The sequence below is a fragment of the Streptomyces sp. SID14478 genome, from assembly GCF_010548525.1.
In the GTDB taxonomy this organism is placed as follows: Bacteria; Actinomycetota; Actinomycetes; order Streptomycetales; family Streptomycetaceae; genus Streptomyces.
On record NZ_JAAGMG010001263.1, the window covers coordinates 1 to 23,879 of the forward strand.

General features: G+C 71.5%; 24 protein-coding genes. 18 read left to right on the forward strand and 6 right to left on the reverse strand.

All coding sequences use genetic code 11. The features are described from left to right. The first annotated feature begins 107 nt into the window (after positions 1-107). A complete protein-coding gene (locus G3I40_RS40145; RefSeq protein ID WP_164559748.1) occupies positions 108-554 on the forward strand; it encodes a hypothetical protein in 447 nt (148 codons plus the stop codon). Between the two features lie 27 nt (positions 555-581). Here the strand turns inward: G3I40_RS40145 and G3I40_RS40150 are convergent, their stop codons facing one another. Further along, positions 582-1,382, reverse strand: coding sequence for a methyltransferase domain-containing protein (locus G3I40_RS40150; RefSeq protein WP_164559749.1), 801 nt, complete (start codon positions 1,380-1,382; stop codon positions 582-584). A 393-nt stretch (positions 1,383-1,775) separates the two neighbouring features. Here G3I40_RS40150 and rpsA point away from each other — a divergent pair, with 393 nt between their 5' ends. The 6 genes from rpsA (at position 1,776) to G3I40_RS40180 (ending at position 7,695) form a co-directional block, all read left to right on the forward strand. Next, entirely contained in the window at positions 1,776-3,293 is a 1,518-nt protein-coding gene (rpsA, locus tag G3I40_RS40155) for a 30S ribosomal protein S1 (RefSeq protein ID WP_164559750.1), read from the forward strand. Positions 3,294-3,637: 344 nt separating this feature from the next. Next, positions 3,638-5,164, forward strand: a complete 1,527-nt coding sequence (locus tag G3I40_RS40160; protein ID WP_203645681.1) for an FAD-dependent oxidoreductase — start codon at positions 3,638-3,640, stop codon at positions 5,162-5,164. Positions 5,165-5,266: 102 nt separating this feature from the next. Next, complete coding sequence (locus G3I40_RS40165; RefSeq protein WP_164559752.1) at positions 5,267-6,205, forward strand: PAC2 family protein; 939 nt, start codon at positions 5,267-5,269, stop codon at positions 6,203-6,205. Positions 6,206-6,228: 23 nt separating this feature from the next. Next, positions 6,229-6,837: a dephospho-CoA kinase gene (gene coaE / locus G3I40_RS40170; protein ID WP_164559753.1), complete on the forward strand. Its 609-nt coding sequence runs from the start codon at positions 6,229-6,231 to the stop codon at positions 6,835-6,837. Then, positions 6,834-7,217, forward strand: coding sequence for a DUF3592 domain-containing protein (locus tag G3I40_RS40175; RefSeq protein WP_164559754.1), 384 nt, complete (start codon positions 6,834-6,836; stop codon positions 7,215-7,217). The genes coaE and G3I40_RS40175 overlap by 4 nt, the downstream gene beginning before the upstream one ends. A gap of 115 nt (positions 7,218-7,332) precedes the next feature. Then, positions 7,333-7,695 (forward strand): tetratricopeptide repeat protein, encoded by a 363-nt coding sequence (locus G3I40_RS40180; RefSeq protein ID WP_164559755.1) that lies wholly within the window; start codon positions 7,333-7,335, stop codon positions 7,693-7,695. Between the two features lie 30 nt (positions 7,696-7,725). Here the strand turns inward: G3I40_RS40180 and G3I40_RS40185 are convergent, their stop codons facing one another. Continuing rightward, complete coding sequence (locus G3I40_RS40185) at positions 7,726-8,016, reverse strand: DUF6343 family protein (protein ID WP_164559756.1); 291 nt, start codon at positions 8,014-8,016, stop codon at positions 7,726-7,728. Between the two features lie 64 nt (positions 8,017-8,080). Here G3I40_RS40185 and G3I40_RS40190 point away from each other — a divergent pair, with 64 nt between their 5' ends. The 3 genes from G3I40_RS40190 (at position 8,081) to G3I40_RS40200 (ending at position 10,329) form a co-directional block, all read left to right on the forward strand. Next, a complete protein-coding gene (locus tag G3I40_RS40190) occupies positions 8,081-9,091 on the forward strand; it encodes an acyltransferase domain-containing protein (RefSeq protein WP_343245177.1) in 1,011 nt (336 codons plus the stop codon). 31 nt (positions 9,092-9,122) lie between these two features. Further along, entirely contained in the window at positions 9,123-9,803 is a 681-nt protein-coding gene (locus tag G3I40_RS40195; RefSeq protein ID WP_239092224.1) for a class I SAM-dependent methyltransferase, read from the forward strand. 94 nt (positions 9,804-9,897) lie between these two features. Then, the gene (locus G3I40_RS40200) at positions 9,898-10,329 is read left to right on the forward strand and encodes a DoxX family protein (protein WP_164559759.1); all 432 of its coding nucleotides are present in this window, start codon (positions 9,898-9,900) and stop codon (positions 10,327-10,329) included. A gap of 123 nt (positions 10,330-10,452) precedes the next feature. On the opposite strand, the gene G3I40_RS40205 is transcribed toward G3I40_RS40200, so the two are convergent. Then, positions 10,453-10,926 carry an RNA-binding S4 domain-containing protein gene (locus tag G3I40_RS40205; protein ID WP_164559760.1) on the reverse strand — a complete coding sequence of 158 codons (474 nt, stop codon included), beginning with the start codon at positions 10,924-10,926 and terminating at the stop codon, positions 10,453-10,455. A 116-nt stretch (positions 10,927-11,042) separates the two neighbouring features. Between G3I40_RS40205 and G3I40_RS40210 the strand changes: the two genes are divergently transcribed. From G3I40_RS40210 to G3I40_RS40225, 4 genes are read left to right on the forward strand one after another with little or no spacing between them, the layout of a single operon-like run. Further along, positions 11,043-12,428: a M20/M25/M40 family metallo-hydrolase gene (locus tag G3I40_RS40210; protein ID WP_239092225.1), complete on the forward strand. Its 1,386-nt coding sequence runs from the start codon at positions 11,043-11,045 to the stop codon at positions 12,426-12,428. Continuing rightward, a complete protein-coding gene (locus tag G3I40_RS40215) occupies positions 12,425-13,957 on the forward strand; it encodes a YfcC family protein (RefSeq protein ID WP_164559761.1) in 1,533 nt (510 codons plus the stop codon). Before G3I40_RS40210 ends, G3I40_RS40215 begins: the two co-directional genes overlap by 4 nt. Positions 13,958-13,991: 34 nt before the next feature. Next, the gene (locus G3I40_RS40220) at positions 13,992-14,729 is read left to right on the forward strand and encodes a uracil-DNA glycosylase (protein WP_164559762.1); all 738 of its coding nucleotides are present in this window, start codon (positions 13,992-13,994) and stop codon (positions 14,727-14,729) included. A gap of 9 nt (positions 14,730-14,738) precedes the next feature. Beyond that, positions 14,739-15,947: an MFS transporter gene (locus tag G3I40_RS40225; RefSeq protein ID WP_164559763.1), complete on the forward strand. Its 1,209-nt coding sequence runs from the start codon at positions 14,739-14,741 to the stop codon at positions 15,945-15,947. 185 nt (positions 15,948-16,132) lie between these two features. Here the strand turns inward: G3I40_RS40225 and G3I40_RS40230 are convergent, their stop codons facing one another. After that, on the reverse strand, positions 16,133-16,786 hold the full coding sequence (locus G3I40_RS40230) for a GntR family transcriptional regulator (protein WP_164559764.1): 654 nt from the start codon (positions 16,784-16,786) through the stop codon (positions 16,133-16,135). Between the two features lie 142 nt (positions 16,787-16,928). Between G3I40_RS40230 and G3I40_RS40235 the strand changes: the two genes are divergently transcribed. Then, positions 16,929-18,389, forward strand: a complete 1,461-nt coding sequence (locus G3I40_RS40235; protein ID WP_164559765.1) for an NCS1 family nucleobase:cation symporter-1 — start codon at positions 16,929-16,931, stop codon at positions 18,387-18,389. 70 nt (positions 18,390-18,459) lie between these two features. Then, a complete protein-coding gene (locus G3I40_RS40240; protein ID WP_164559766.1) occupies positions 18,460-19,422 on the forward strand; it encodes a glycoside hydrolase family 6 protein in 963 nt (320 codons plus the stop codon). 79 nt (positions 19,423-19,501) lie between these two features. Here G3I40_RS40240 and G3I40_RS48030 read toward each other — a convergent pair whose 3' ends face one another. Continuing rightward, positions 19,502-20,149: a hypothetical protein gene (locus tag G3I40_RS48030; RefSeq protein ID WP_164559767.1), complete on the reverse strand. Its 648-nt coding sequence runs from the start codon at positions 20,147-20,149 to the stop codon at positions 19,502-19,504. A 39-nt stretch (positions 20,150-20,188) separates the two neighbouring features. Between G3I40_RS48030 and G3I40_RS40250 the strand changes: the two genes are divergently transcribed. Further along, on the forward strand, positions 20,189-22,162 hold the full coding sequence (locus tag G3I40_RS40250) for a toll/interleukin-1 receptor domain-containing protein (RefSeq protein ID WP_164559768.1): 1,974 nt from the start codon (positions 20,189-20,191) through the stop codon (positions 22,160-22,162). A 25-nt stretch (positions 22,163-22,187) separates the two neighbouring features. Beyond that, positions 22,188-22,982: a nucleotidyltransferase domain-containing protein gene (locus G3I40_RS40255; protein ID WP_164559769.1), complete on the forward strand. Its 795-nt coding sequence runs from the start codon at positions 22,188-22,190 to the stop codon at positions 22,980-22,982. Here G3I40_RS40255 and G3I40_RS40260 read toward each other — a convergent pair. Beyond that, a complete protein-coding gene (locus G3I40_RS40260; RefSeq protein WP_164559771.1) occupies positions 22,958-23,521 on the reverse strand; it encodes a 2'-5' RNA ligase family protein in 564 nt (187 codons plus the stop codon). The genes G3I40_RS40255 and G3I40_RS40260 overlap by 25 nt on opposite strands. Between the last annotated feature and the right edge of the window lie 358 nt (positions 23,522-23,879).

Sequence of the window (23,879 nt, forward strand, 5' to 3'; positions counted from 1 at the left end):
TCGAGCCCGGCCCGCAGCGCGGGCAGCGCCGCGCGCACGGGCAACTGCTGCAGAAGATCGGTACGGATCACTACCTCAGTCTCCAGCACGCCCGCTAGCCTCTGCTCATGGCGCTGCCCGACGAGGACCGGACCCTGATCGAGCTCATCGCGAAGATCGGTGGTGCGCCCCCGCAAGGGACGGGGGCCCGCTTCATGGCCCGCCGCCTGAAGAAGGACGTGCACGAGGTGCGCCTCGGTACGGCACAGGACCCGGGCGCGACCCTGGCACGGGCCGAGCGGCTGCTCGCCGCTCAGGGACGGCCCCTCGCCACCGACTCCGCGCCGGACGGCACCACCGCGATCCGGGGAGTCGTCGGCACCGGCATGGGCGGTCTCAACCCGTCCGTCGTGACGATCACGGTCGGCCCCGCGGCCGCCGGCGACGGCAGCACCGTCCTCGTCCGGGGCGCGGCGAAGGAGGGCCTCATCAAGCAGCACGGCGGCCGCAAAGGGGCCGAGCAGATAGTGACCCAGTGGCTGACGGACGACCCCACGGCCGCCCCGGCCACCTGAGAGTCCCCAACCTCACAGGTCAGAACACTAGACGCGCTCGCACACGAAGATCGCCGTCCCCGGGATCAGGTTCCCGCGCAGCGGCGACCAGCCGCCCCACTCCTGTGTGTTCCACGCGGGCCACTCGGGCTCCACGAGGTCCACGAGCCGGAAGCCGCCCGCCACCACGTCGCGCACCCGGTCCCCGACCGTGCGGTGGTGCTCGACGTACACGGCACGTCCCTCGTCGTCCTGCTCCACATAAGGAGTGCGGTCGAAGTAGGACGCGGAGACGCTCAGGCCCTCCGGGCCCGGCTCGTCCGGGAACGCCCAGCGGACCGGGTGCGTGACGGAGAAGACGAAGCGCCCGCCCGGGCGCAGCACCCGGTGCACCTCGCGCAGCACGCGCACGGGGTCCGCGACAAAGGGGAGTGCCCCGTACGCGGAGCAGGCCAGGTCGAAGGAGCCGTCGAGGAAGGGCAGCGCCCCCGCGTCCGCCTCCACCAGTGGCAGCTTCCCGCCGTCGATGCGCAGGGCGTGCTGCAGCTGGCGGTGCGAGAGGTCGAGGGCGACGGGGCGTGCGCCCTGGTCGGCCAGCCACCGCGAGCACTGCGCGGCGCCGGCGCCGATCTCCAGGACGTCCTTGCCGGCCAGGTCCTCGGCGGGGCCGAGGAGTTCGGCCTCTACCTCGTCCAGTCCCTCGGGGCACCACACGAAGCGGTCGTCGCCGAGGAAGGTGCCGTGCTCGACCTGGTAGTCGTCCGCATTCCGGTCCCACCAGCCGCGGTTGGCCCGCGCACTCTCCGTGGTGTTCGCGTCACGCCGGGTCGCCGTCGACTCGTCGTCCACCGACGGAGCCGGCTCGTGCGCCTCGATTGGTCCGGACTCTTGGATGATCTGCTCCCTCGTATTAATCTGCGGGCTCTGCGGCCCACGTAGCCTCGTGCGACGGGATTTCTGCCGGGTATGCGGCGTTGTGCCCCGGGTGTGCGCCTTCGCGCATTGACCCTGTCCGGCTGCCCCCGTATGCTACAAGTTGCGCTGCGGGCCTGCGCACCTCAGACATAGCAGGCTGTGCTCGCATCTGTTGCATGTCCCCTCGGTTGTCGAGGCGCCTCCATGGTCGTGGAAGACACGATCACGGGTTGGGCGCTTCCTAGGCTGTCCGGCTTCTTCGGTGCGAAACAGGCTCCCGGCGTAGCAGTACCTACGACTTCAATGTCCGCCGGAGCCCTTTCCCACATGACGAGCAGCACCGAGACCACCGCCACCACCCCGCAGGTTGCGGTCAACGACATCGGTAACGAGGAAGCATTCCTCGCCGCCATCGACGAGACGATCAAGTACTTCAACGATGGCGACATCGTCGACGGCGTCATCGTCAAGGTTGACCGGGACGAGGTTCTCCTCGACATCGGTTACAAGACCGAAGGTGTCATCCCGAGCCGAGAGCTCTCGATCAAGCACGACGTCGACCCCAACGAGGTTGTCGCGGTCGGCGACGAGATCGAGGCCCTGGTTCTCCAGAAGGAGGACAAGGAAGGCCGTCTGATCCTGTCCAAGAAGCGCGCTCAGTACGAGCGTGCCTGGGGCACGATCGAGAAGATCAAGGAAGAAGACGGCATCGTCACCGGTACCGTCATCGAGGTCGTCAAGGGTGGTCTCATCCTCGACATCGGCCTCCGTGGCTTCCTGCCGGCCTCCCTCGTCGAGATGCGCCGCGTCCGCGACCTCCAGCCGTACGTGGGCAAGGAGCTCGAGGCCAAGATCATCGAGCTGGACAAGAACCGCAACAACGTGGTCCTGTCCCGCCGTGCCTGGCTCGAGCAGACCCAGTCCGAGGTTCGCCAGACGTTCCTCACGACCCTCCAGAAGGGTCAGGTCCGCTCCGGCGTCGTGTCCTCGATCGTCAACTTCGGTGCCTTCGTGGACCTGGGTGGCGTCGACGGTCTCGTGCACGTCTCCGAGCTGTCCTGGAAGCACATCGACCACCCGTCCGAGGTTGTCGAGGTCGGCCAGGAAGTCACCGTCGAGGTTCTCGACGTGGACATGGACCGCGAGCGTGTCTCCCTGTCGCTGAAGGCGACGCAGGAGGACCCGTGGCAGCAGTTCGCCCGTACGCACCAGATCGGTCAGGTCGTCCCGGGTAAGGTCACCAAGCTCGTTCCCTTCGGTGCGTTCGTGCGCGTCGACGAGGGCATCGAGGGTCTGGTCCACATCTCCGAGCTGGCCGAGCGCCACGTGGAGATCCCGGAGCAGGTCGTCCAGGTCAACGACGAGATCTTCGTCAAGGTCATCGACATCGACCTCGAGCGCCGCCGCATCAGCCTCTCGCTGAAGCAGGCCAACGAGGCCTTCGGCGCCGACCCGTCGGTCGTCGAGTTCGACCCGACCCTGTACGGCATGGCCGCGTCCTACGACGACCAGGGCAACTACATCTACCCCGAGGGCTTCGACCCCGAGACCAACGACTGGCTCGAGGGCTTCGAGACCCAGCGCGAGGTCTGGGAGACCCAGTACGCCGAGGCGCAGCAGCGCTTCGAGCAGCACCAGGCCCAGGTCATCAAGTCCCGCGAGGCCGACGCCCAGGCCGAGGCCGAGGGTGCCGTTGCCGGCGCCACCGGTGGCGCGGCTCCGGCCGCCGGCTCGGGTGGCGGCGGCGGTTCGTACTCCTCGGAGTCGGACGACAACTCCGGCGCCCTGGCGTCGGACGAGGCGCTCGCCGCGCTGCGTGAGAAGCTTGCGGGCGGCCAGAGCTGAATCGCTCTGCCCTAGCAGGTAGTTGAACAGTGGGCCCGCACCTTTTGGTGCGGGCCCACTGTTTTTTGCGCGCTCGCGCCGTGCGGCCTGTCGGTGGGCGCTGGTGTGTGGTTGCTCCCGCCGTTCCCCGCGCCCCCTTCGGGGCACTCCGTCCATCGGAAACGTGGTGGATACACGAGTAACCGGCGTGCCGTAACAGGGCGTTGCCACGATCCCCGGGTCAAGAAGATCGCGCAGATCTCGAGGGGAGCCGGCACATGGTGGTACAGCAGCAGGCGGCAGGCACGGGGAACAGTCGGCGGGCCTTCCTTCGCAACGTCGGGCTCACCGGCGGCGCCGGCGCCATGTTCGCCACGATGGGCGCCCTCGGGCTCGCCCCCACGGCAGCGGCCGCGCAGCGTGAACTCCCGTACCGGGCACCGCGGTCCGGCGACTTCACGCTGACCGGGCGGGGCGCCGCGAAGGTGGTGATCGTGGGCGGCGGCATCGCCGGGCTCGCCACCGCCTACGAGCTGGGCAAGGCGGGCTACGACTGTACGGTCCTGGAGGCCAGGGACCGCACCGGCGGCCGCAACTTCACCGTGCGCGGCGGCGACTCCACCGTCGACCTGTACGGCAACAAGCAGACCGCCCGCTTCAGCGACGGGCAGTACATGAACGCGGGGCCGGGCCGGCTGCCGCAGTGGATGGTCACCCTCGACTACTGCCGCGAACTCGGCGTCCCCATCGAGGTGTTCACGAACTCGAACGCCGACGCCTACCTCTTCAACGAGTCCGCGGGAATGACCGCGCCGGTGCGGTACCGGACCGCCAAGGCCGACGTCTACGGCTACGTGTCGGAACTCCTCGCCAAGGCCTCCGACAAGGGGGCGCTCGACAAGGAGCTGACCGTCTCCGACCAGGACCGGCTCACGGAGTTCCTGAAGGACTTCGGCGACCTCGGGGACAAGCTCACCTACGCGGGCGGGGAGCGGCGCGGATACACCACCGTGCCGGCCGCCGCCGGCACACCGGGCGTGCTCCTCGGGGACGTGCCCTCCGCCTCCGCGGTGTTCGCCAGTGGCGTCGGGCGCTACTTCTCCTTCGAATTCGGCTTCGACCAGGCCATGTTGATGTTCCAGCCGGTCGGCGGCATGGACCGGATACCGAAGGCGCTGACCCGGGCCATCGGCGGACACCGGGTGCGCACCGGCGCCGTCGTGAGCCGGATCACCGACACGGGCGACGGGGTGCGTGTCACGTACACGCAGGGCGGGCGCACCCGGTCCGTCGAGGCCGACTTCTGCGTCGGCGCCCTGCCGCCCAACATCCTCGCCAAGGTCCCGCACAACCTCGGCCCCGGCGTGCAGAGCGCGCTGGAGGCGATCACGCCGCAGTCCGCCGGGAAGATCGGCCTGGAGTACAGATCACGCTGGTGGGAGCTGGACCACCGGATCTACGGCGGCATCACCGAGACCGACATGGACCTCAGCCACATATGGCACCCCTCGTACGGCTTCCACGGCGAGCGCGGTCTCATGATCGGCTACTACAACTACGACAAGGACGCCGACGCGTACGCGAAGCTCACCCCGGCCGCGCGCGAGGCGCGGGCCGTCGCGCAGGGCGTGAAGATCTACGGCGAGAAGTACCGCACCGAACTCGCCTCCTCCTTCTCGCACCACTGGAGGCAGACCCCGCACCTGGAGGCCGCCTGGCACAACACTCCCGGCGGCCCCGACGACCCGCGTTACAAGCCGCTCAACGAGCCGAGCGGGCGCGTCTACTTCGCCGGGGACTGGCTCAGCTACACCGACGCCTGGCAGCACGGTGCGTTCACGTCCGCGCGGCGGGCCGTGAGCAAGCTGCACGCGCGCGTGATGGCCGGCTGAGCGCACCCCACTACGTAAGAGGCTGCTGAGAAAGGGCGCGGGCGGGAATGCTCGCGCCCCTTCCCCGCGTTCTTCTGATGAACACGAGGAGGAGCGGTCACAGTGCTTGATGCGCAGGATTTGTACACATGGGAGCCGAAGGGCCTCGCCGTGGTGGACATGGCGCTCGCCCAGGAGTCCGCCGGCCTTGTCATGCTCTACCACTTCGACGGCTACATCGACGCGGGGGAGACCGGCGACCAGATCGTCGACCGGCTGCTCGACTCGCTGCCCCACCAGGTCGTGGCGCGTTTCGACCACGACCGCCTGGTGGACTACCGGGCCCGCCGCCCGCTGCTGACCTTCCGGCGCGACCGCTGGACGGAGTACGAGGTGCCCTCGCTCGAGGTGCGGCTCGTCCAGGACGCCACCGGCGCCCCCTTCCTGCTCCTCGCGGGGCCGGAGCCGGACGTCGAGTGGGAGCGGTTCGCGGCGGCCGTGCAGCAGATCGTGGAGCGCCTCGGCGTCCGCCTCGCGGTGAACTTCCACGGCATTCCGATGGGCGTCCCGCACACCCGGCCCGTCGGCCTGACCCCGCACGGCAACCGTACGGACCTGGTCCCCGGCCACCGCAGCCCGTTCGACGAGGCGCAGGTGCCGGGCAGCGCCGAGGCGCTGGTGGAGTACCGCCTGATGGAGGCCGGGTTCGACGTCCTCGGCGTCGCCGCCCACGTCCCGCACTACATCGCGCGCTCCGCGTACCCGGACGCCGCGCTCACGGTCCTGGAGGCGATCACCGCCGCGACCGGGCTGGTCCTGCCGGGCATCGCCCACGGTCTGCGCACGGACGCACACCGTACGCAGACGGAGATCGACCGGCAGATCCAGGAGGGCGACGAGGAACTCGTCTCGCTCGTCCAGGGACTTGAGCACCAGTACGACGCGGCCGCCGGCGCCGAGTCCCGGGGCAACATGCTGGCCGAGACGACGGACATCCCGTCCGCCGACGAGATCGGCCTCGAATTCGAGAAGTTCCTGGCCGAACGGGAAGGCGACGCCTGATCGCAAGCCCTAAGCTTCCGCTTATGTTGAAGGTGGGGCTGACCGGCGGCATCGGCGCTGGCAAGAGCGAGGTGTCGCGGCTGCTCGTGGAGCGGGGGGCCGTACTGATCGACGCCGACAGGATCGCGCGCGAGGTCGTCGAGCCCGGTTCGCCGGGGCTCGCGGCCGTCGTGGACGCGTTCGGCCCCGAGGTGCTCGCGCCGGACGGGAGCCTCGACCGGCAGAAGCTCGGCACGATCGTCTTCTCGGACGCCGACCGGCTGGCCACGTTGAACAGCATCGTGCACCCGCTGGTCGGCGCCCGCTCGCAGGAGCTGGAGGCCGCGGCGGGCGCCGACTCCGTCGTGATCCACGACGTCCCGCTGCTGGCCGAGAACAGCCTCGCCCCGCTCTACGACCTGGTCGTCGTCGTCGACGCGAGCCCCGAGACCCAGCTCGACAGGCTGACCCGGCTGCGCGGCATGACCGAGCAGGACGCGCGGGCACGGATGGCCGCGCAGGTCGGCCGCGACAAGCGCCGCGAGATCGCCGACATCGTGATCGACAACGACGTGCCCCTGGAGCGGCTGACGGAACAGGTCGACGCGGTCTGGGACACACTGGTGCGCCGGGCGCGCGCCGCCACGACGTGATCGCCCTCGGCACGTTCACCGCCCTCGGCGGGCTCGTCGCGCTGCTCGCGGGCGCGTACGGCCTGCACCGGACCCGCCGGGTCAAGGCTGCGGGGAACGTGGTGAAGGCCCTGGTCAAGCCGCCGCAGCCGGGCTCGGAGCGGCCCTTGCTGCAGTTCGAGACGGGCGACGGACGGGTCGTCGAGGTCGTCTCGCCGGTGCCGCCCGGCAAGCGGCAGCCGCTTGCCGCCGGAGGAGTCGTCAGCGTCGCGTACGACACCGAGGACCCGCGGGAGACCGTGGTGCTCGGCCGGGAGCGGCCCGGCGTCGACCGCGGGTTCGTGATCGCCGGAGCGGTGCTCGTGCTGACGGGCGCGGTCCTCGCGGTGGCCCTGGGCTGATCCCGCCCGGGTGTCCCGGGTGCGGCCGGAGGGCAGGAATAGCCCGTGAGGTCCACGGTGTTGACCACAGCGACGCACAGCGCGATCGACAGGTCGACACCAGAAGGGAGTTCCCGTGCCCGACGCCACCCCGGAGACGCACGTCATCGACTACCGAGCGGCCGAGCAGCTGCTCGCCGCCCGTGATCCGCGCGGCGCGGTCAAGCTTCTGGACGACGTGATCGCCGCCCACCCCGAGCACACGGCGGCCCGGCTGCTCAGGGCTCGCGCGTTCTTCGCCTCCGCCCAACTGCGCGCCGCGGAGCTGGAGTTCTCCATCGTCCTGGAGCGCGAGCCGGACAACGCGTTCGCGCACTTCGCCCTCGCCCGAACGTACGAGCGGTGGGCGCGCCCGCAGCAGGCCCGGCGGCACTTCCGCCTCGCCGCGGCGCTCGACCCGCAGCCGGACTACCTGGCGGCTGCTCGCTTCGACGACTGACGCCGTACCCCCCGCACCGCCTGTGAGCGGTCACGGAGCCTTTCGATACGGTGGGACGTCGCGGCCGGGCTGGTAGTGGGGGCCCTGGCGGAGATGGCGCACGATCATGAACAGGTCGACCGTCGTGATCAGCCACAGCACTCCGCAGGCCAGCGCCCACCACGGGCGGTGCGCCAGCAGGAAGGCGACGGTGCCGAAGACCGTCCAGACCAGGCCGAACAGGGCCAGGCCGAGCCGCAGCCGCAGGGGACTGCGCGCGGTGAGCGGCTCGTCACCGGTACGCACCAGATGTGCCGGATGTGCTCTGTGCGCGGGGCGCATGGTCACCCTCCCCTCGTGGCGAAAGAAGGCTCCCTTCCAGGGTGCCACGAGCGAAGGAACGGGTGTGCTGGACGTACTGGACGCATTGAAGGGCGACAAGGCGGGCGCCGACTGGCTGGCGGCGCTCGACGACCCGGCGATACCGGGCCTCGCGGTCGAGCTGCCCGACGCGCTCGACCTGCCGGACGTGCTGCTCGACCTGGCCGTGCCTCACGAGGACATCGCCGAACTGTTGCGCTTGTACGCAGAGTTGACGGCGTCACCGGAGCTGATGAGCCTGCTCGGCCGGGCGGTCGCCGGGCTGCTGTGGCGGATGGGGGAGCCGGGGCGGGGCGCGGGCCTGCCGGAGGTCCCCGCGGCGGCCGGGGCCATGGGGCGCTGCTTCGCCGTGTTCGTGTTCGTCGCCGCGCTGCCCCACACCCGGGCCTACCACCGCGGGCGCGGCATCCCCGACGACGTGTCCCGGCGCACCCTCGCCGACCTCGGCCGCAACCTCGCCGTGCACCGCCGCCGGTTCGGCACGACGGGGCTGCTCGTGCCGTGGTGGCCGACCCGGCACTTCCGCGGCGAGCTCTACCAGCTCGGACGGCTGCAGTTCGAGCGGCTGCGCCTGGGGCGGCGTACCGCGGAGGGTCTTCGGCGGGCGGGAGCGGCCGTCGACGCCGGCGATCCGGCGTTCGGCGTGCACATCCCGGACTTCCGCGGCCCGATGACACCGCAGGCGTGCGACGACTCGCTCGCGCGGGCCCGGGAGTTCTTCGCCCGGCACTTCCCCGAGGAGCCCGCGCGGGTCGCCGTGTGCCATTCCTGGCTCCTTGACCCGCAGTTGAGGCAGTACCTGCCGGCGGGCTCCAACATCGTCCGCTTCCAGGAGCGCTTCGACATCTGGCGCGTGGACGAAGAGCCGGAGGACGACACCTCGGTCGCGTTCGTCTTCGGCGGCACCGAGACGCCCCGCGCCCAGCTGCCGCGCCGCACGAGCGTGCAGCGCGCGGTCCTCGGCCACCTCGACGCGGGCGGGCACTGGTACTTGGGGCACGGCTGGTTCCCGATGCGGCGGGAACCGGGGGCGTAGGGCCGTTCGTTCCCCGTGCATGAGCCTTGAGATGCGTACGGGACATGAGGGGACGGGGCCGGGCGCGATCACGCCCGACGGCTGTGCGGTGGAGCTGTACTCCAGACTGCCCGCCGAGGGCGAGGCGGACGTCGTCGCGGGCGCCGTCCCCGCCGGCGCGACCGTGCTCGAACTGGGCTGCGGGGTGGGCCGGGTGACCCATCAGCTGACGGAGCGCGGGTTCACGGTGGCGGCCGTGGACGAGTCGCCGGAGATGCTGGAGCGGGTGCAGGGGGCGCGCACCGTGCTCGGCACCATCGAGGGCCTCGACCTCGGCGAGAAGTTCGACGTGGTGATGCTCGCGTCGATCCTGGTGAACACGGCGGACCCGGCCGTGCGCCGGGGCATGCTCGACACGATCCGACGCCATGTCGCCGACGACGGGTGCGTGCTGATCCAGCGCGAGCGCGACGGTGTGCACGAGAACCTGCCGCGCGAGCACGTGCTGTCGGGCGGCGCCGTCATCACCAAGCTGTCCTCCGTGCCCTTCGGCGACGACGGGGTGCGCTCGGTGAAGGTGGAGTACGCGTTCCCGGACGCCGTGTGGACCCAGACGTACACGATCCGCCCGATGGTGGTCGAGGAGTTCGAACGGACGCTGGCGGAGGCCGACTTGAAGGTCGACCGGTATCTGTCGCCGGACGAGAGCTGGGTGCGGGTGGTGCCCGCGTGAGAAAGCTCTGACGGTGCGATGAGTTCGGGCGGCGGCGCCGGTCTTATCCGGTGACAGTGACCGACTGCTTTTTCTCACCGCTCAGGAGACCGTCATGACGAACCTCGTCGCCGTCGCCCCCGCCGCCGCTCCCGCCCGCACCCGTCGTGCCCGCATCACGCTGCGCACGGTGACGATCGTGCTCGCCGCGTTCTTCGGGTTCGCGAGCGCCCTGCCCAAGCTGTTCGCCGTCCACCAGGCCGTCGAGTCCTTCGAGACGATGGGCTGGGGCACCACGGGGATGTACCTCATCGGCGCACTCGAACTCGCGGGAGCCATCGGCCTGTTGGTGCCGGTGCTGTCCGGGGTGACGCCGATCGCGCTCAGCGCGCTCATGGTCGGCGCGTGCATCACCCAGATCGTGGCCTTCGACGGGGAGAACGCGGCGACGCCGCTGATCCTGATCGTCCCGCTGGCCGCGCTGGCCTGGGCCAACCGAGGACGCAACCGCGAGCTGGCGGCGCTGCTGCTGCGCCGGGGCGCCTGAGTGGTGCGCGGACCCTGACCCGCGCTGGACCGAGGCCCCGCCGATGGGCCTCGGTCCAGCGCTGCCCGCTGCCCGCTGCCCGGATCTGTTCGGTCCCGGGGGTGGTCGGGGTCCCGGGGGTGGTCAGTCCTGTTCGGCGGTTCCCGAGCCCTGCCCGAAGACCCCGCGCAGCCGCTCCAGTTCCCTTCGGTCCCGCTTCGTCGGGCGGCCCGTGCCGCGGTCGCGGATGCCGACCGGGGCGACGACCTCGCGCGGCGGGGGCGGCGGGGAGTTGTCGACGTAGGCCTCGACCGCGACCGGCGCCCCGACCCGCTTGCGGAGCAGCCGTTTGACGATCACCACGCGCTCGCGCAGGCCGGGCTGGCGCAGCCGCACCTCGTCGCCGACGCGCAGCGCCTGTGCGGGCTTCGCGCTCGTCCCGTTGACCTTGACGTGGCCGCCCTTGCAGGCCGCCGCGCCGGCCGAGCGCGTCTTGACCAGGCGTACGGCCCAGATCCAGCTGTCGACCCGTACGCTCTCGCCGCCGGCCGGGGCCGCCGCCCGCGCGGCGCTCACGGGGTCCGGCGTCTTCGGCGTCCCTGATGTCTGCGCTGCCATGTGTCGACCTTAATCCCGTTGCCGCCGCCGTCGGCGAGCCCTGGACGGACAGCCCCCACCGGGCACGGATAATCCGGGCAAACCGTATGTAGTCGACAGTGAGGGGCGCCCCCGTCATGGCCGCGATGGACCCGGACACGGACCCGGACAACGACCTGCAGGCCCGAGTCGACGCACTGATGGACGGGCTCCGCTCCGACCTGGAGCGACTCGCCGCCATCCCGTCGATCGCCTTCCCCGGCTTTCCGCCCGAGCCGATGCAGGAGGCCCACGACCTGCTCGTCGGCCTCCTGCACGACGCGGGGGTGGAGCACGTCGAGCGCATCGACCTGCCCGACACTTCCCCGGTGATCTTCGCCGAGATCCCGCCGCCGACCCCGGACGCCCCAACGGTGCTGCTCTACTCCCACTACGACGTGCAGCCGCCGGGCGACGAGAGCCTGTGGCGGTCGCCGCCGTTCACCCCCACGCGGATCGAGGGCGGACTGCGGGCCCGCGGCATCGCCGACGACAAGTCGAACGTCATCGCGCACCTGGGCATGCTCCGCGCCTTCGGGGGCCGCCCGCCGGTCGGCGTGAAGATCGTCTTCGAGGGCCAGGAGGAGTACGGCAGCCCCTTCGACGACTATCCGCCCACCGACCCCGACCGGTTCGCCTGCGACGCCATGGTGATCGCCGACCTCGGCAACCTGCGCCCGGGCACGCCGACCCTCACCACCGGGCTGCGCGGCGCGGCCGAGGTCGTCGTCGAGGTCCGCACGCTCGATGAGCCGCGCCACAGCGGCGAGTTCGGCGGCGCCGCCCCCGACGCGCTGCTCGTCCTGCTCAAGGCCCTGTCCACCCTGCACGACGTGCACGGCGACGTCGCCGTCGCGGGACTGCGCCGCGACGAGTGGACCGGCACCACCTACACCGAGGACGAGTTCCGTGACCTGGCCGGCGTCCAGGACGGCCTCCCGCTCCTGGGCAGCGGCACCCTCGGCGAGCGCCTGTGGAGCGGCCCGGCCGTCACCGTCATCGGCCTGGACGCCCCCACCGTCGAGCACGCCGCGTCGGCCGTCGTCCCCTACGCCCGCGCCAAGCTCAACCTGCGCTTCCACCCGCTCCAGGACCCGCACGAGGCCCGGGCCGCACTGGTCGACCACCTCGCCTCCCTCAAGCCCTTCGGCGTTCCGGTCACCGTCACCCCCGGCGACACCGGACCCGGCTACGAGGCGGCGACCGGCGGCCCCGCCTACCGCGCCGCCCGCACCGCCCTCAAGGAGGCCTGGGGCACCGACGCCTCGTACGTCGCGACCGGCGGCTCCATCCCCCTGGTCAACGGCCTCGCCCAGGCCGCGCCGGGCGCCGAGGTGCTCCTCTTCGGCGCCCAGGACAGCATGTGCAATCTGCACGCCCCGAACGAACGCGTCCTGTTCTCCGAACTGCGCGCCACCGTCGTCGCCATGTGCGCCTTCGTCCGTGAGTACGCCGCCGACTTCCGGAGCGGGGGCACGGCATGAGCGCGCAGACACAGGACGCTCCGGAGCAACAGCCGCCGGCGAAGAAGAAGTTCACCTTCCCCAGCGCCCTGACCGTGCTCGCGATCGTCACGATCGCGGTCTGGGCGCTCGCCTTCCTCATCCCCTCCGGCCAGTACGACCGCAACGGCGACGGCGCCCCGGTCGAGGGCACCTACCACCGCGTCGACTCCGGCCAGTCCTTCGTCGACCGCCTCAACGACCTCTTCCTCTCCCCGGTCAACGGCCTCTACGGCATCCAGGACCTCAAGACCTCGCTCGTCTCGCCCGACAACTCCGGTGATCTGTACGGCAGCGCGGGCGTCTTCCTCTTCGTCCTCGCCATCGGCGCGTTCATCACCGTCGTCTTCGCGACCGGCGCCCTCGACCGCGGCATCGGCCGCCTCGCCCACCGGCTGCGCGAGCGCGGCGCGCTGCTGATCGCGGGCGTCATGGTCGTCTTCTCGGTCCTCGGCACGGTCGAGGGGTTCGCCGAGGAGACCCTCGGGTTCTACGGGCTGATCGTGCCGCTGATGCTCGCGCTCGGCTACGACCGGATGACGGCGGTCGGCGCGATCATCCTGGGCGCGGGCGTCGGCGTGCTGTGCTCGACGGTCAACCCGTTCGCCACCGGCGTCGCCTCGTCGGCCGCCGACATCTCCCTCGGCGACGGCATCGCCCTGCGGTTCGTGATGTGGATCGTGCTGACCGCGGTCACCGTCGCGTACGTCATCCGCTACGCCACGCGCGTCCAGCGGGACCCCGGGCGCTCGCTGTCCGGCTTCCTGCCGGGCGACAAGGACCGTGACAAGGCCGCCTCGGACGCGGCGGAGGTGCCCGAACTCACCGGTCTGCACAAGGCCGTCCTGATCGTCACGGCGCTCGTCTTCGCCTTCATGATCTTCTCGGTCGTGCCCTGGGCGAGCGCCCTGACCGGTGACGCGGACGCCACCCCGTACGGCTTCGAACTCGACTGGTCCTTCCCGCAGTTGGCGGCGCTCTTCCTCGTCGCGGCCGTGCTCGTCGGGATCGTCGCACGGATGGGGGAGCAGAAGCTCAGCTCGACGATCATCCAGGGCGCCGCCGACTTCGTGTCGCCCGCGCTCGTCATCCTCCTCGCCCGCGGCGTCACCGTGATCATGAACAACTCCAAGATCACGGACACGGTCCTGCACGCCATCGAAGGGGTGGTCAAGGGCACCTCCTCCGGGATCTTCGCGATCATCGTCTTCGTGGTGAACCTGCCGCTGGCCTTCCTCATCCCGTCCACGTCCGGCCACGCCACCCTCGCCATGCCGATCCTCGCGCCGCTCGCCGACTTCGCGGGCGTCTCGCGCGCTGTCGTCGTCACGGCCTGGCAGGCGGCCAGCGGCTGGATGAACCTGTGGGTCCCGACGACCGCCGTCACCATCGGCGGCGTGGCCCTCGCCAAGGTCGGCTACGACCGGTACCTGCGGTTCGTCTGGCCGCTGCTGGCCGTCCTGTTCGTGCTGATCTGCGGATTCGTCGCGCTGGGGGCCGCCTTCACGTAGGACTGTGGTCCACAGGACGGGTAAGGCGGGAAGCATGGACGACGGACTCGGTGCGCTCGACGAGCGGATCACGCACTGCCGCGCCTGCCCGCGGCTCGTCGAGTGGCGGGAGGAGGTCGCGCGCACCAAGCGCGCGGCCTTCGCCGACGAGACGTACTGGGGAAGGCCCGTGCCCGGCTTCGGCCCGCACGACGCGTCCCTGCTGCTCGTCGGCCTGGCCCCCGCCGCGCACGGCGCCAACCGCACGGGCCGCATGTTCACCGGGGACCGCTCGGGCGAGGTGCTCTACCGCGCCCTGTACGACATCGGGCTCGCCTCCCGCCCCGACGCGGTGAGCGCCGACGACGGGCTCACCCTGCACGGCGTCCGCATCACCTCGCCCGTGCGCTGCGCACCGCCCGCCAACAAGCCGACCCCGGGCGAGCGCGACACCTGCCGTCCCTGGCTGGTGCGCGAACTGGAACTGCTCCGGCCCACCCTGCGTGCCGTCGTCGTGCTCGGCGGCTTCGGCTGGCAGGCGGCGCTCCCCGCGTTCGCCGAGGCCGGCTGGGCGGTGCCGCGCCCCCGCCCGGCCTTCGCGCACGGCACCCGCACGGATCTCGACGGGCTCGGGCTGTACGGCTGCTTCCACGTCAGCCAGCGCAACACGTTCACCGGGCGGCTGACCCCGGGGATGCTGCGGGACGTGCTGCGCTCCGCGGCCACGGAGGCGGGGCTTCCCGTGTCCCCGAACGGAGCAACAGATCAGGAGCGTCCGCCCCCGGCTTCCTAGCGTGGGAGGGTGACGACACCCTCCGCACCTGCGCAGCAGACGAGCGGCCGGCCGCCCGCCGCCGCTTACCGCAACCTCGTCGTGGCCACGATCGGATTCGCGCTCACCTTCTGGGCGTGGAACCTGATCGCGCCGCTCGCGGGTGTCTTCGGCTCGGACCTGAAGCTCAGCTCGTTCGCCCAGTCGTTCCTCGTCGCGGTGCCCGTGCTCGTGGGCTCGCTCGGCCGCATCCCGGTCGGCGCACTCACCGACCGCTACGGCGCCCGGCTGCTGTTCCCGCTGATCTCGGCGCTCACCATCATCCCCGTGCTGCTGGTGATCCCGGCCCGGCACAGCTTCGCAGCGATGCTCGCGGTGGGCTTCCTGCTCGGCCTCGGCGGCACCACGTTCGCCATCGGCATCCCGCTGGTGAACTCCTGGTTCCCGCCCGCGCACCGGGGCCTCGCCCTCGGTGTCTTCGGCATGGGCATGGGCGGCGTCGCCCTGTCCGGCTACTTCACGCCCCGCATGGCCAAGCACGGCGAGAACCTGCCGTTCCTCGTCGTCGCCGTCGCCCTCGCGGTGTACGCGGTGCTCGCGGCCGTCCTGATCACGGACCACCCCGACCGCAAGATCCCCACGACGTCCCTCGGCAAGCGCCTCGGCGCGGCCGGCAAGCTGCGCGTGACGTGGGAACTGTCGGCGCTGTACGCGATCGGGTTCGGCGGCATCGTCGCCTTCGGCGTCTACCTGCCGACGTACCTGAAGACCTGGTACGAGCTCAGCCCCACCGAGGCGGGCACCAAGGCGGCCGGCTTCGCACTGGTCACGGTGATCTTCCGGCCGGTCGGCGGCTGGCTCTCCGACCGGATCCACCCGGCGACCGTCACCACGTGGGCGCTCGCGGTCGTGGCCCTGTTCGCGATCGTCCAGGCCTTCGACCCGGCCCTGAACCCGATGGGCACGATCTGCTTCCTGCTGATGGCGGCGGGCCTCGGCACCGCGAGCGGCAGCGTCTTCGCGCTCGTCTCGCAGGTCACCCCGCAACCCCAGGTCGGCTCGGTGACGGGCATCGTCGGCGCGATGGGCGGCCTCGGCGGCTTCGTCCCGCCGCTGGTCATGGGCGGCATCTACAGCGCCAAGAACTCGTACTCCATCGGCTTCATGCTCCTGTCCGACCTGGCGCTCGCCGGGTGCGTGTACGCGTACGGGCGGATGCGCAGCGCCAAGGCGGAGTGACGACAGCCCCTAGGGCGTGTTTTGAAAGTCCCGCCTGCCCCGCGACGCCCGGCACGCACGCTCGCGGCGTTGCCGAAGCGCCCGAATAGCTCCGCTATGAGGACGCTCCGGCGCCTTGCGATCGCACGCACCGGACGCCGCGGGGCCCGCCCTTCGGGCGAACGACGGGACTTTCAAAACACGCCCTAGACGGGCTCCTCGCCGAAGAGGTGCCGGACCGCCGAGTCGTGGTTGCTGCGTACGTGGCCCAGCGCGACGCCCCGCGCCCGCTCCGGGTCGCCCGCGGCCACGGCGGCGTACAACTCCCGGTGTTCCTCCAGTTGTTGGACCCACTCCTCGTTGCGCCGGGTCAGCCAGCGCAGCCGGCCGCCGACCGGCTGCATCACGGTGACCAGCAGGCTGTTGTCCGCCATCGCCAGCAGCCGGTCGTGGAAGCGGGTGTTCACGTCGGTGATGGTCTCGGCCTCGTCGTCGTGCGTGGCGCGGGCGGCGAGTGCGAGCAGTTCCTCCAGGTGCGCCAGGTCGTCCCGCGTCGCCCGCTCGGCGGCGAGCCCGGTCGCGTAGACCTCCAACGCCTCGCGCAGCTCGAAGAGTTCGGTGACGTCGGCGCGGGTGAGGGTGCGCACGACGGCCCGGCGCGGGGTCTCGTACGTCACGAAGCCCTCGGCGAGCAGCGCCCGGATCGCCTCGCGCACCGGGACCCGGGACACCCCGAAGCGGTCGGCGAGGTCCCGCTCGACCAGGCGGTCGCCCGGGCGCAGGCGGCCGCCGATGATGTCGTCGCGCAGCGTGGCGAGCACGCGCTCGCGCACCGCGCCCAGGGGTTCCACCGTCGTCATGCCCCCATCTTCGCCGATGCGGGCACCCGGCCGGGGCCGGGGTGTTTTACCGAGCCGTAACCGCACGGACATTGCGGGGTGCCGCGGGGAGCGGGACCATGACGCCGCTTTGGTATACCAATGCACGCCTGGGAGGCTGTTCATGTCCGTGGCCGAACCGCTGCACTCGCAGACCGGCAGCACGTTCACCCCCGATCCCCGCCTGGTCAACGAGGACCTCGCCCCCGCCCGCGCACGCACCTGGAAGGTGTTCGACCTCTTCGCCCTGTGGATGTCCGACGTCCACAACCTCGGCAACTACACGTTCGCCGCAGGCCTGTTGGTGCTCGGCCTCAACGCCTGGCAGATCTTCACGGCCCTGCTCGTCGGTTTCGTCGTGATCTACGCGGGCTGCAACGCGATGGGCCGCATCGGCCAGCGCCACGGCGTCCCGTTCCCCGTCGTCAGCCGCATCGGCTTCGGCGTCTGGGGAGCGAACATCCCCGCCCTCGTCCGGGCCGTGATCGCCATCATGTGGTACGGCATCCAGACCTATCTGGCGTCGGTCGCGGTGAACGTGATGCTGCTGGCGGCGTTCCCCGCGACGGAGTCCTGGACGCACCACTCCTTCCTCGGCCTCGACGCGCTCGGCTGGACGTCGTTCCTGTCGCTGTGGCTGCTCCAGTTCCTGATCATCACTCAAGGCATGGAATCCGTACGGAAGTTCCAGGACTTCTGCGGTCCGGCGATCTGGGTCGTGATGCTCGCCCTCGCGGTCTGGGTCTGGGCCAAGGCGGGCTGGACGATCTCCCTGACCTCGACCCCGCACCCGGTGTCGACGGGCGAACAGTTCCGTCAGTGGTTCGGTGCGATAGGCCTGATCCTGGCCACCTACGGCACGCTGATGCTCAACTTCTGCGACTTCTCCCGCTTCGCGCCGGACTACAAGACCGTGCGGCGCGGCAACTTCTGGGGCCTGCCGGTCAACTCCACCGCCTTCGTGGTGCTTTCGGTCGTGGTGACGGCCGGCAGTGTCGAGGTCTTCGGCGAGGCGATCACCGACCCGGCAATGCTGGTCGCGCGGATCGGCAACACCTGGGTGCTGGTCTTCGGCGCGCTGACCTTCGCCGTCGCCACCATGGGCGTCAACATCGTCGCCAACTTCGTCTCGCCCGCGTACGACTTGGCGAACGTCTGGCCGCAGAAGATCACGTTCAAGGTGGGCGGCGCGATCTCGACGGTGGCGGCGCTCGTGGTCACGCCGTGGAACCTGTACTCGAACCCGAACGTCGTGAACTACTTCCTGGGCGGCCTCGGCGCCTTCCTGGGCCCCCTCTTCGGGATCATCATGCTCGACTACTTCTGGGTGAAGAAGGGGCGGGTGGACACACAGGCCCTCTTCGACGCGACGCCGGGCTCGCCCTACTACTACCGCCGTGGCGTGAACCCGAAGGCGCTCGCGGCGTTCGTCCCCTCGGCGGCGCTCGCCGTGATCCTCGCCCTCGTCCCGTACTTCGACGAGGTGGCGGCGTACTCGTGGTTCATCGGGACGGCGGTGGCGGCGGGCCTGTACGGGCTGATCTGCCGCAGCGAGCGGGAGCCGGCGGTGGGCGCGGGGGGCTGAACGAGTGCACCCCGGGGTAACCCGGCCGGTCACGGCACTCCCTGCGGGGGTGCCCGCGCATCATCCGGCCATGTTCCTCTCCTCGCGCCCGCTCCTGGGCACTCTGCTGGCGGCCTGCGTGACGCTGCTGCCGACGGCCGCGGCCCCCTCGCAGGGGCCCGGCACGACGTTCTGGGTCGATCCGCACACGGCGGCGTCCCGCCAGGCAGCGGCGTTCCGTGCGCAGCACCGCCTGCCGGAAGCCCGCCTGATCGACAAGATCGCCACCCGCCCCCAGGCGACCTGGCTCAACGAACCGAACCCCGGCCCGACCGTCCGCACGGTCACCACGGCGGCGGCCCGCGCCCACCGCACCGCGGTCCTGGTCGCCTACCACATCCCGCACCGCGACTGCGGCCTGCACTCGGCGGGCGGCGCGGGCGACGCGGCGGCGTACCGCAAGTACGTCGACTCCTTCGCGGCGGGCCTGGGCTCCCGCGGTGCGTACGTGGTGGTGGAACCGGACGCGGTGGCCTCCCTGGTGGCCGGCTGCCCCGGCGCCGACTCCCGTGAACGGTACGGGCTGTTGGCCTACGCGGTACAACGCATCGGCCGCATGCCCCACACCCGCGTCTACCTCGACGCGGGCAACGCGACCTGGATCCCGGACGTACAGGGCCTGGTGGGGCCGCTGCGGTCGGCGGGGGTGGGCCGGGCCGACGGCGTGGCGCTCAACGTCTCCAACTACCGCACGAACAAGGAGACGTCGGCCTACGGCCACCGCCTGGTCGCCGCACTCGGCGGCGGCAAGCACTTCGTGATCGACACCAGCCGCAACGGCAACGGCCCCTACACCGGCGCCGACGCATGGTGTAACCCGCCGGGACGCGCCCTGGGCGTCCCACCCACGACCCGCACGGGCGACGCGGCGCTGGACGCGTACCTGTGGGTGAAGCGCCCCGGGGAGTCGGACGGCACGTGCCGGGGCGGACCGGGGGCGGGGCAGTGGTGGGTGGGGAAGGCGTTGGAGCTGGCGCGGAACGCGAAGGGGTGAGGCGGGGGCGTAGGGGGCCTGGCGTGGGCGCCGTCCGACGCCGACTTCAGCAGCCCCCTCCTACCCGCGCTCCCCATCCCTACCTCGCTGATTCGCCGGGGGGGGGTGCCCCAGGAGCGCCCCCCGGGGCCGGGCCGGGCTGGCCCGGTACTCGGGGGGCCCGCGCCGGGCCCGGGAGGTCGATCAGGTCGCTGACGCCCGCCACCTGCTGCAGGGTCCGGGCCAGGGACAGCAGGGCCTGGCGTACCGCGGCGATCTCCTCGCGCAGGGTTTCCGCGTACTCCCAGGAGCGCTCGTAGGCCACGGGGTCCGTCGCCGCGGGGCGCTGGGACTCGTAGGCCGCGAGGCGCGGGTGCCAGGTGGCGAGGACCGGGCGCAGGACCCGGTTGAGGACCGTCATGGCGAGGACGCCGAAGCTCACGTGGCCGGGGCGCAGTGGCGGCGCCACCGCCGGGCCGTGGCGGCGCAGGATCTCGCGGGTCGTGCCGAACAGGGAGTAGAGGGACGTGAGCGCCTCGCGCAGGAAGCCCTCCTCGCGGTCCAACTCCACGACCGTGACGCGGCTGGCCAGCTCGAGATACAGCTCCCACGCGGCGCTGCGCTCCGCCTCCACCGGTTCCCAGGTCCCGGAGATCTCGCCCACGAAGGGGATGCTCAGCTTCGCCGTGATCTGTGCAGGACCGAAGGACTGCCCCCGGCCGCCACGTCTGCTCTGCCCGTGTCTCATGATCGGCCCTCCCGCTGTCCCACAGTAGGGTAAGTCGCCGTGTGGGACGTCTTCCTCAGTTACAGCCGCAGTGACGCGGACCGGGTCCGGCCCCTGGCGGACGCGCTGCGCGGCGCCGGCCTCTCGGTCTTCACCGACGAGGCCGGGGTCGCGTCGTTCGCCGGTATCAGCGACACCATCAGGCAGGAGCTGGCGCGGTCCCGGGTGCTCCTTGCCTATTACTCCACGGGATATCCCGAACGGGAAGCCTGCCAATGGGAGTTGACGGCCGCCTATCTGGCCGGACTCCGCGAGGGTGATCCCCGTCGACGAGTTCTCGTCGTGAACCCCGAGGCCGCCGCGGCGGGCGGCGGCGCCGCGCACATCCACCCCGTCGAGCTGCGGGACTCCCGGCACGCCCTGTACCGGCCTGAGGACGGGCAGGCCCTGGCCGCACTGGTGGCCGACGTGCGGCGGCACCTCGCCGGTCTGGAGGGCGCCATGCCGTTGGGAGAGCCGCCCCGCAGCGCGCGCTGGTCGCCCGGCCCCAGGCCATCGGCGGCCGGTGGTCCACTGCTCGGGCGGCTCCCTCAACTCTGGTACGTGCACTCGGCGTTGCACGCCCACACCGCGCCTCTGGTCACCGGCCGCGCGGCGGCCCGCACCGTGCAGATCCGCGGCATGGCGGGCGTCGGCAAGACCTTCCTCGCCCAGGAGTACGCACAGCGGTTCGCCGCCGCCCACCCCGGCGGCGTGTGCTGGCTCGACGCGTCGGACAGTTCCCGCTACGAGGATCAACTGGAGGAACTGAAGGCCCAGTTGGGGTCGGAAGACCTCTACCGCTACTTCGAGGAGCAGGGCCAGTCCTTCCTCTACGTCGTCGACGGGCTCCCGGCCGGGCTGTCCGCCCGCGACGTCCTGCGGCACGCCGCCCCGCACCCGCTCGGCCACACCCTCTTCACCACTCGGTGCCGCACCTACGACGGACTCGCCACCCCCGTCGAGCTGGCACCCCTGGACCGGGCCCAGGCGCGGTTCCTCGTCGGCGAACCCCTGGCCGACGCCGTCGGCGGCCACCCGTACGCCCTCGAACTGCTCGGCCGGGCCATCCGTGACGGCCACCAGCCCGCCGCACTGCACGAGCGGCTGCACGCGCCGGGCCGCTCGCTCCTCGACGTGCTCGCGGGGGAGGACGTCACCGCGTCGTTCGTCAGCGGGGCCGGGACCGGGGACTCCGCCGACGTGCTGCGCTGCGCCGCGGCGTTCCACCCGCTGCCGTTGACGGTCGAGGACGCGACGACGGTTCTCGCCCTCGCCGACTCCACGCCCGAACCCGTCGCCCACCGGCACGCGGTGTCCGGGCTGTCCACCCTGCGGGCGCGCGGCCTGCTCGCCGCCGACGGCGACGGAGGGTGGACGCTGCATCCCGTGACCCTGCACGCCTGGCGGCACCACGACCCTGCGCCGTCACGTACCGAGACGCTACGGAACGCGGTGCTGCGCATGCTCCACGGCCGGCGCGGCGCGGTTACGCTGGCCTCCGGGCGAAAGGAGGGCGCCGTGCCGGCATCGAGTGACTCCGAGCGCATGGCCGCGTACGACCTCCAAGTGGAGCTGGTCACCCGCATCGGCTTCCAGGAACTCGCCCCGGGGACCGGCAGCCTCCGCGAGGCGCTCGCCTCGCTGAAGTCCCTCATCGACTTCACCCGCCAGACCCTGCACGCGTACAACATCGCACTCACCGAGGGCGCGGGCGCACGCTCCGCCCCGGCGTCGGCGGAGAGCCTCGCCTACGACCTCGTCAACCGCGTCATCCGCCCCTTCACCTCCCTGTGGCACCCTGCCCTCGCCGCACACGAAGCCGCCCGGCCCGCTGACATCACACCTCTCGCCCACGAGGCGGCCTGGACACAGGCGGAGTCCATGCGCGCCGAACTCGCCCTGCTGCGCGCCCCGTTGATGCGGATCGCGGACGGGCTCGGGGAGATCTCCGGTGCGGATTTCGGGCTGTCGGGGCTCTCCGAAGCAGGGTGACGTCGGTGTGGGTAGCGTGACCGGCATGTCCGAGCTCACCGATGACGTCTTCCTCGACCACCTCGCCGACCGCCTCGCCGCCCTCCCCGGAGTCCGTGCCGTCGCCCTCGGCGGATCGCGCGCCCAGGGCACCCACACCGCCGCGAGCGACTGGGACACGGCCGTCTATTACCGGGGGAGCGAGGGGGAGTTCGCGCCGCGGCATCTTCGGGACGTCGGGTGGGAGGGTGAGGTCTCCGAGATCGGGGAGTGGGGCGGGGGCGTCTTCAATGGCGGGGCCTGGCTGAGCGTCGACGGGCGGCGCGTCGACGTGCACTACCGGGATCTCGACGTCGTGGAGCGTGTGCTGGGGGAGGCTCGGGGCGGGCGGTTCCGTATCGAGCCCCTGATGTTTCATCTCGCCGGGATTCCCTCGTACCTCCTCGTCGCCGAACTCGCCGTCAACCGTGTCCTGCGCGGGGAGGCTCCCCGGGTCGACGGGTACCCCGACGCCCTGCGTGAGGCCGCTCCCGCCGAGTGGTGGGGGCGGGCCGAGCTCACCCTGGAGTACGCGCGGAGCGGGAACGTACCGCTCGGCGGGCGTACCGAAGTCGTGGGCGCCGTCGCCGTTGCTGCCCTGCAGGCCGGGCACGCCGTGCTCGCCGGGCGGGGCGAGTGGGTGACCAACGAGAAGCGGTTGCTGGCGCGGGCCGGGTTGCGGGGGATCGACGCGCTGCTTGCCGACGGGCAGGTGGGGCTGGGTGAACTCGTCGCGCGGGCCCGGGAGTTGATGGCCCGCGCCGTGGCCCGCGCCGCCTACCAGGAGCCTCGCAAGGGATAGGTCTGCGCGTCGCGCCAGCCCTTGCCGTCGGGGCCGTCCCACACGATCAGGCTCAGCGCCTCCACCCGTGAACGCAGGGGCAGGGGCGCCGCGAAGTCCGCCTCCGGGATGTCGTCCGTGCCCTCGCCGGACACCAGCGTGAGGTGCGGGTCCAGGCCCTCGTCGCCGAAGACGCCGCGGTAAGGGACCGTTTCCGGCCAGCGCTCCCGGATCAGCTTCGTGAGGGTGCGGAGCGGGTCCGCGGGGGACGGGTGCAGATAGAGGACTCCCGGCCAGCGGCGGATCTCGCGGAAGGTGAGCGTGAAGGGCGGCGTCGCCCCGAGGAGCGCCGTCAGGTCCCTGCGCGTCGCCGTGTCGATGCGGGGCAGCGGCAGGAACGGGTAGAGCACGGTGACGTGCGCGCGGGCCGGAGTGCGGACCAGGGCGTCCGCCTCGGGGATGTGGATCGTCAGGGCCGTGTCGCCCTCGGCGTCCGGCCAGCCGTCGGAGCCGTTCCGGCTCTCGCTCCGACTCTCGTTCTCATTTCCGTTCTTCTGCACGGTCAAGTGTCACATTGCCGAAATGCGCGCGTTTCTTCCCCTCCAACAACTCCCCTTACGGTGGAGGCACCAGTTACCAGTGCACCGATTACCAGTCCACGAGTCACTGGTTACCAGTGATCAGCTGGCCGATGTCGTCCGGCGCCACCGCGTCCTTCACGACAGGAGCCCGTACTTTCCATGTTCCGCCCCACCACGCCGCGCCTTACCACCTTGCGCGCGCACTCCCTTCCGCCCTGGCTCGCTCACGCCCTGCGCACCCAGCGTGCTCCCGTGCCGTGGGCGGCCGTCGTGCGCGGGGCGCTCGCCGCCGGGCCGCTGCTGCTGGTCGCCGTGGTCGCCGGGCGGCCCTCCAGCG

What these genes read in the sequence shown, in the direction of transcription:
- G3I40_RS40205 (WP_164559760.1), bottom strand. Translation starts at nt 10,926, where the DNA reads ATGGCAGCGCAGACATCAGGGACGCCGAAGACGCCGGACCCCGTGAGC.
- G3I40_RS40145 (WP_164559748.1), top strand. Translation starts at nt 108, where the DNA reads ATGGCGCTGCCCGACGAGGACCGGACCCTGATCGAGCTCATCGCGAAG.
- G3I40_RS48030 (WP_164559767.1), bottom strand. Translation starts at nt 20,149, where the DNA reads ATGAGACACGGGCAGAGCAGACGTGGCGGCCGGGGGCAGTCCTTCGGT.
- G3I40_RS40255 (WP_164559769.1), top strand. Translation starts at nt 22,188, where the DNA reads ATGTCCGAGCTCACCGATGACGTCTTCCTCGACCACCTCGCCGACCGC.
- G3I40_RS40235 (WP_164559765.1), top strand. Translation starts at nt 16,929, where the DNA reads ATGTCCGTGGCCGAACCGCTGCACTCGCAGACCGGCAGCACGTTCACC.
- G3I40_RS40220 (WP_164559762.1), top strand. Translation starts at nt 13,992, where the DNA reads ATGGACGACGGACTCGGTGCGCTCGACGAGCGGATCACGCACTGCCGC.
- G3I40_RS40185 (WP_164559756.1), bottom strand. Translation starts at nt 8,016, where the DNA reads ATGCGCCCCGCGCACAGAGCACATCCGGCACATCTGGTGCGTACCGGT.
- G3I40_RS40240 (WP_164559766.1), top strand. Translation starts at nt 18,460, where the DNA reads ATGTTCCTCTCCTCGCGCCCGCTCCTGGGCACTCTGCTGGCGGCCTGC.
- G3I40_RS40200 (WP_164559759.1), top strand. Translation starts at nt 9,898, where the DNA reads ATGACGAACCTCGTCGCCGTCGCCCCCGCCGCCGCTCCCGCCCGCACC.
- G3I40_RS40210 (WP_239092225.1), top strand. Translation starts at nt 11,043, where the DNA reads ATGGCCGCGATGGACCCGGACACGGACCCGGACAACGACCTGCAGGCC.
- G3I40_RS40230 (WP_164559764.1), bottom strand. Translation starts at nt 16,786, where the DNA reads ATGACGACGGTGGAACCCCTGGGCGCGGTGCGCGAGCGCGTGCTCGCC.
- G3I40_RS40195 (WP_239092224.1), top strand. Translation starts at nt 9,123, where the DNA reads ATGCGTACGGGACATGAGGGGACGGGGCCGGGCGCGATCACGCCCGAC.
- rpsA (WP_164559750.1), top strand. Translation starts at nt 1,776, where the DNA reads ATGACGAGCAGCACCGAGACCACCGCCACCACCCCGCAGGTTGCGGTC.
- G3I40_RS40160 (WP_203645681.1), top strand. Translation starts at nt 3,638, where the DNA reads ATGTTCGCCACGATGGGCGCCCTCGGGCTCGCCCCCACGGCAGCGGCC.
- G3I40_RS40215 (WP_164559761.1), top strand. Translation starts at nt 12,425, where the DNA reads ATGAGCGCGCAGACACAGGACGCTCCGGAGCAACAGCCGCCGGCGAAG.
- coaE (WP_164559753.1), top strand. Translation starts at nt 6,229, where the DNA reads ATGTTGAAGGTGGGGCTGACCGGCGGCATCGGCGCTGGCAAGAGCGAG.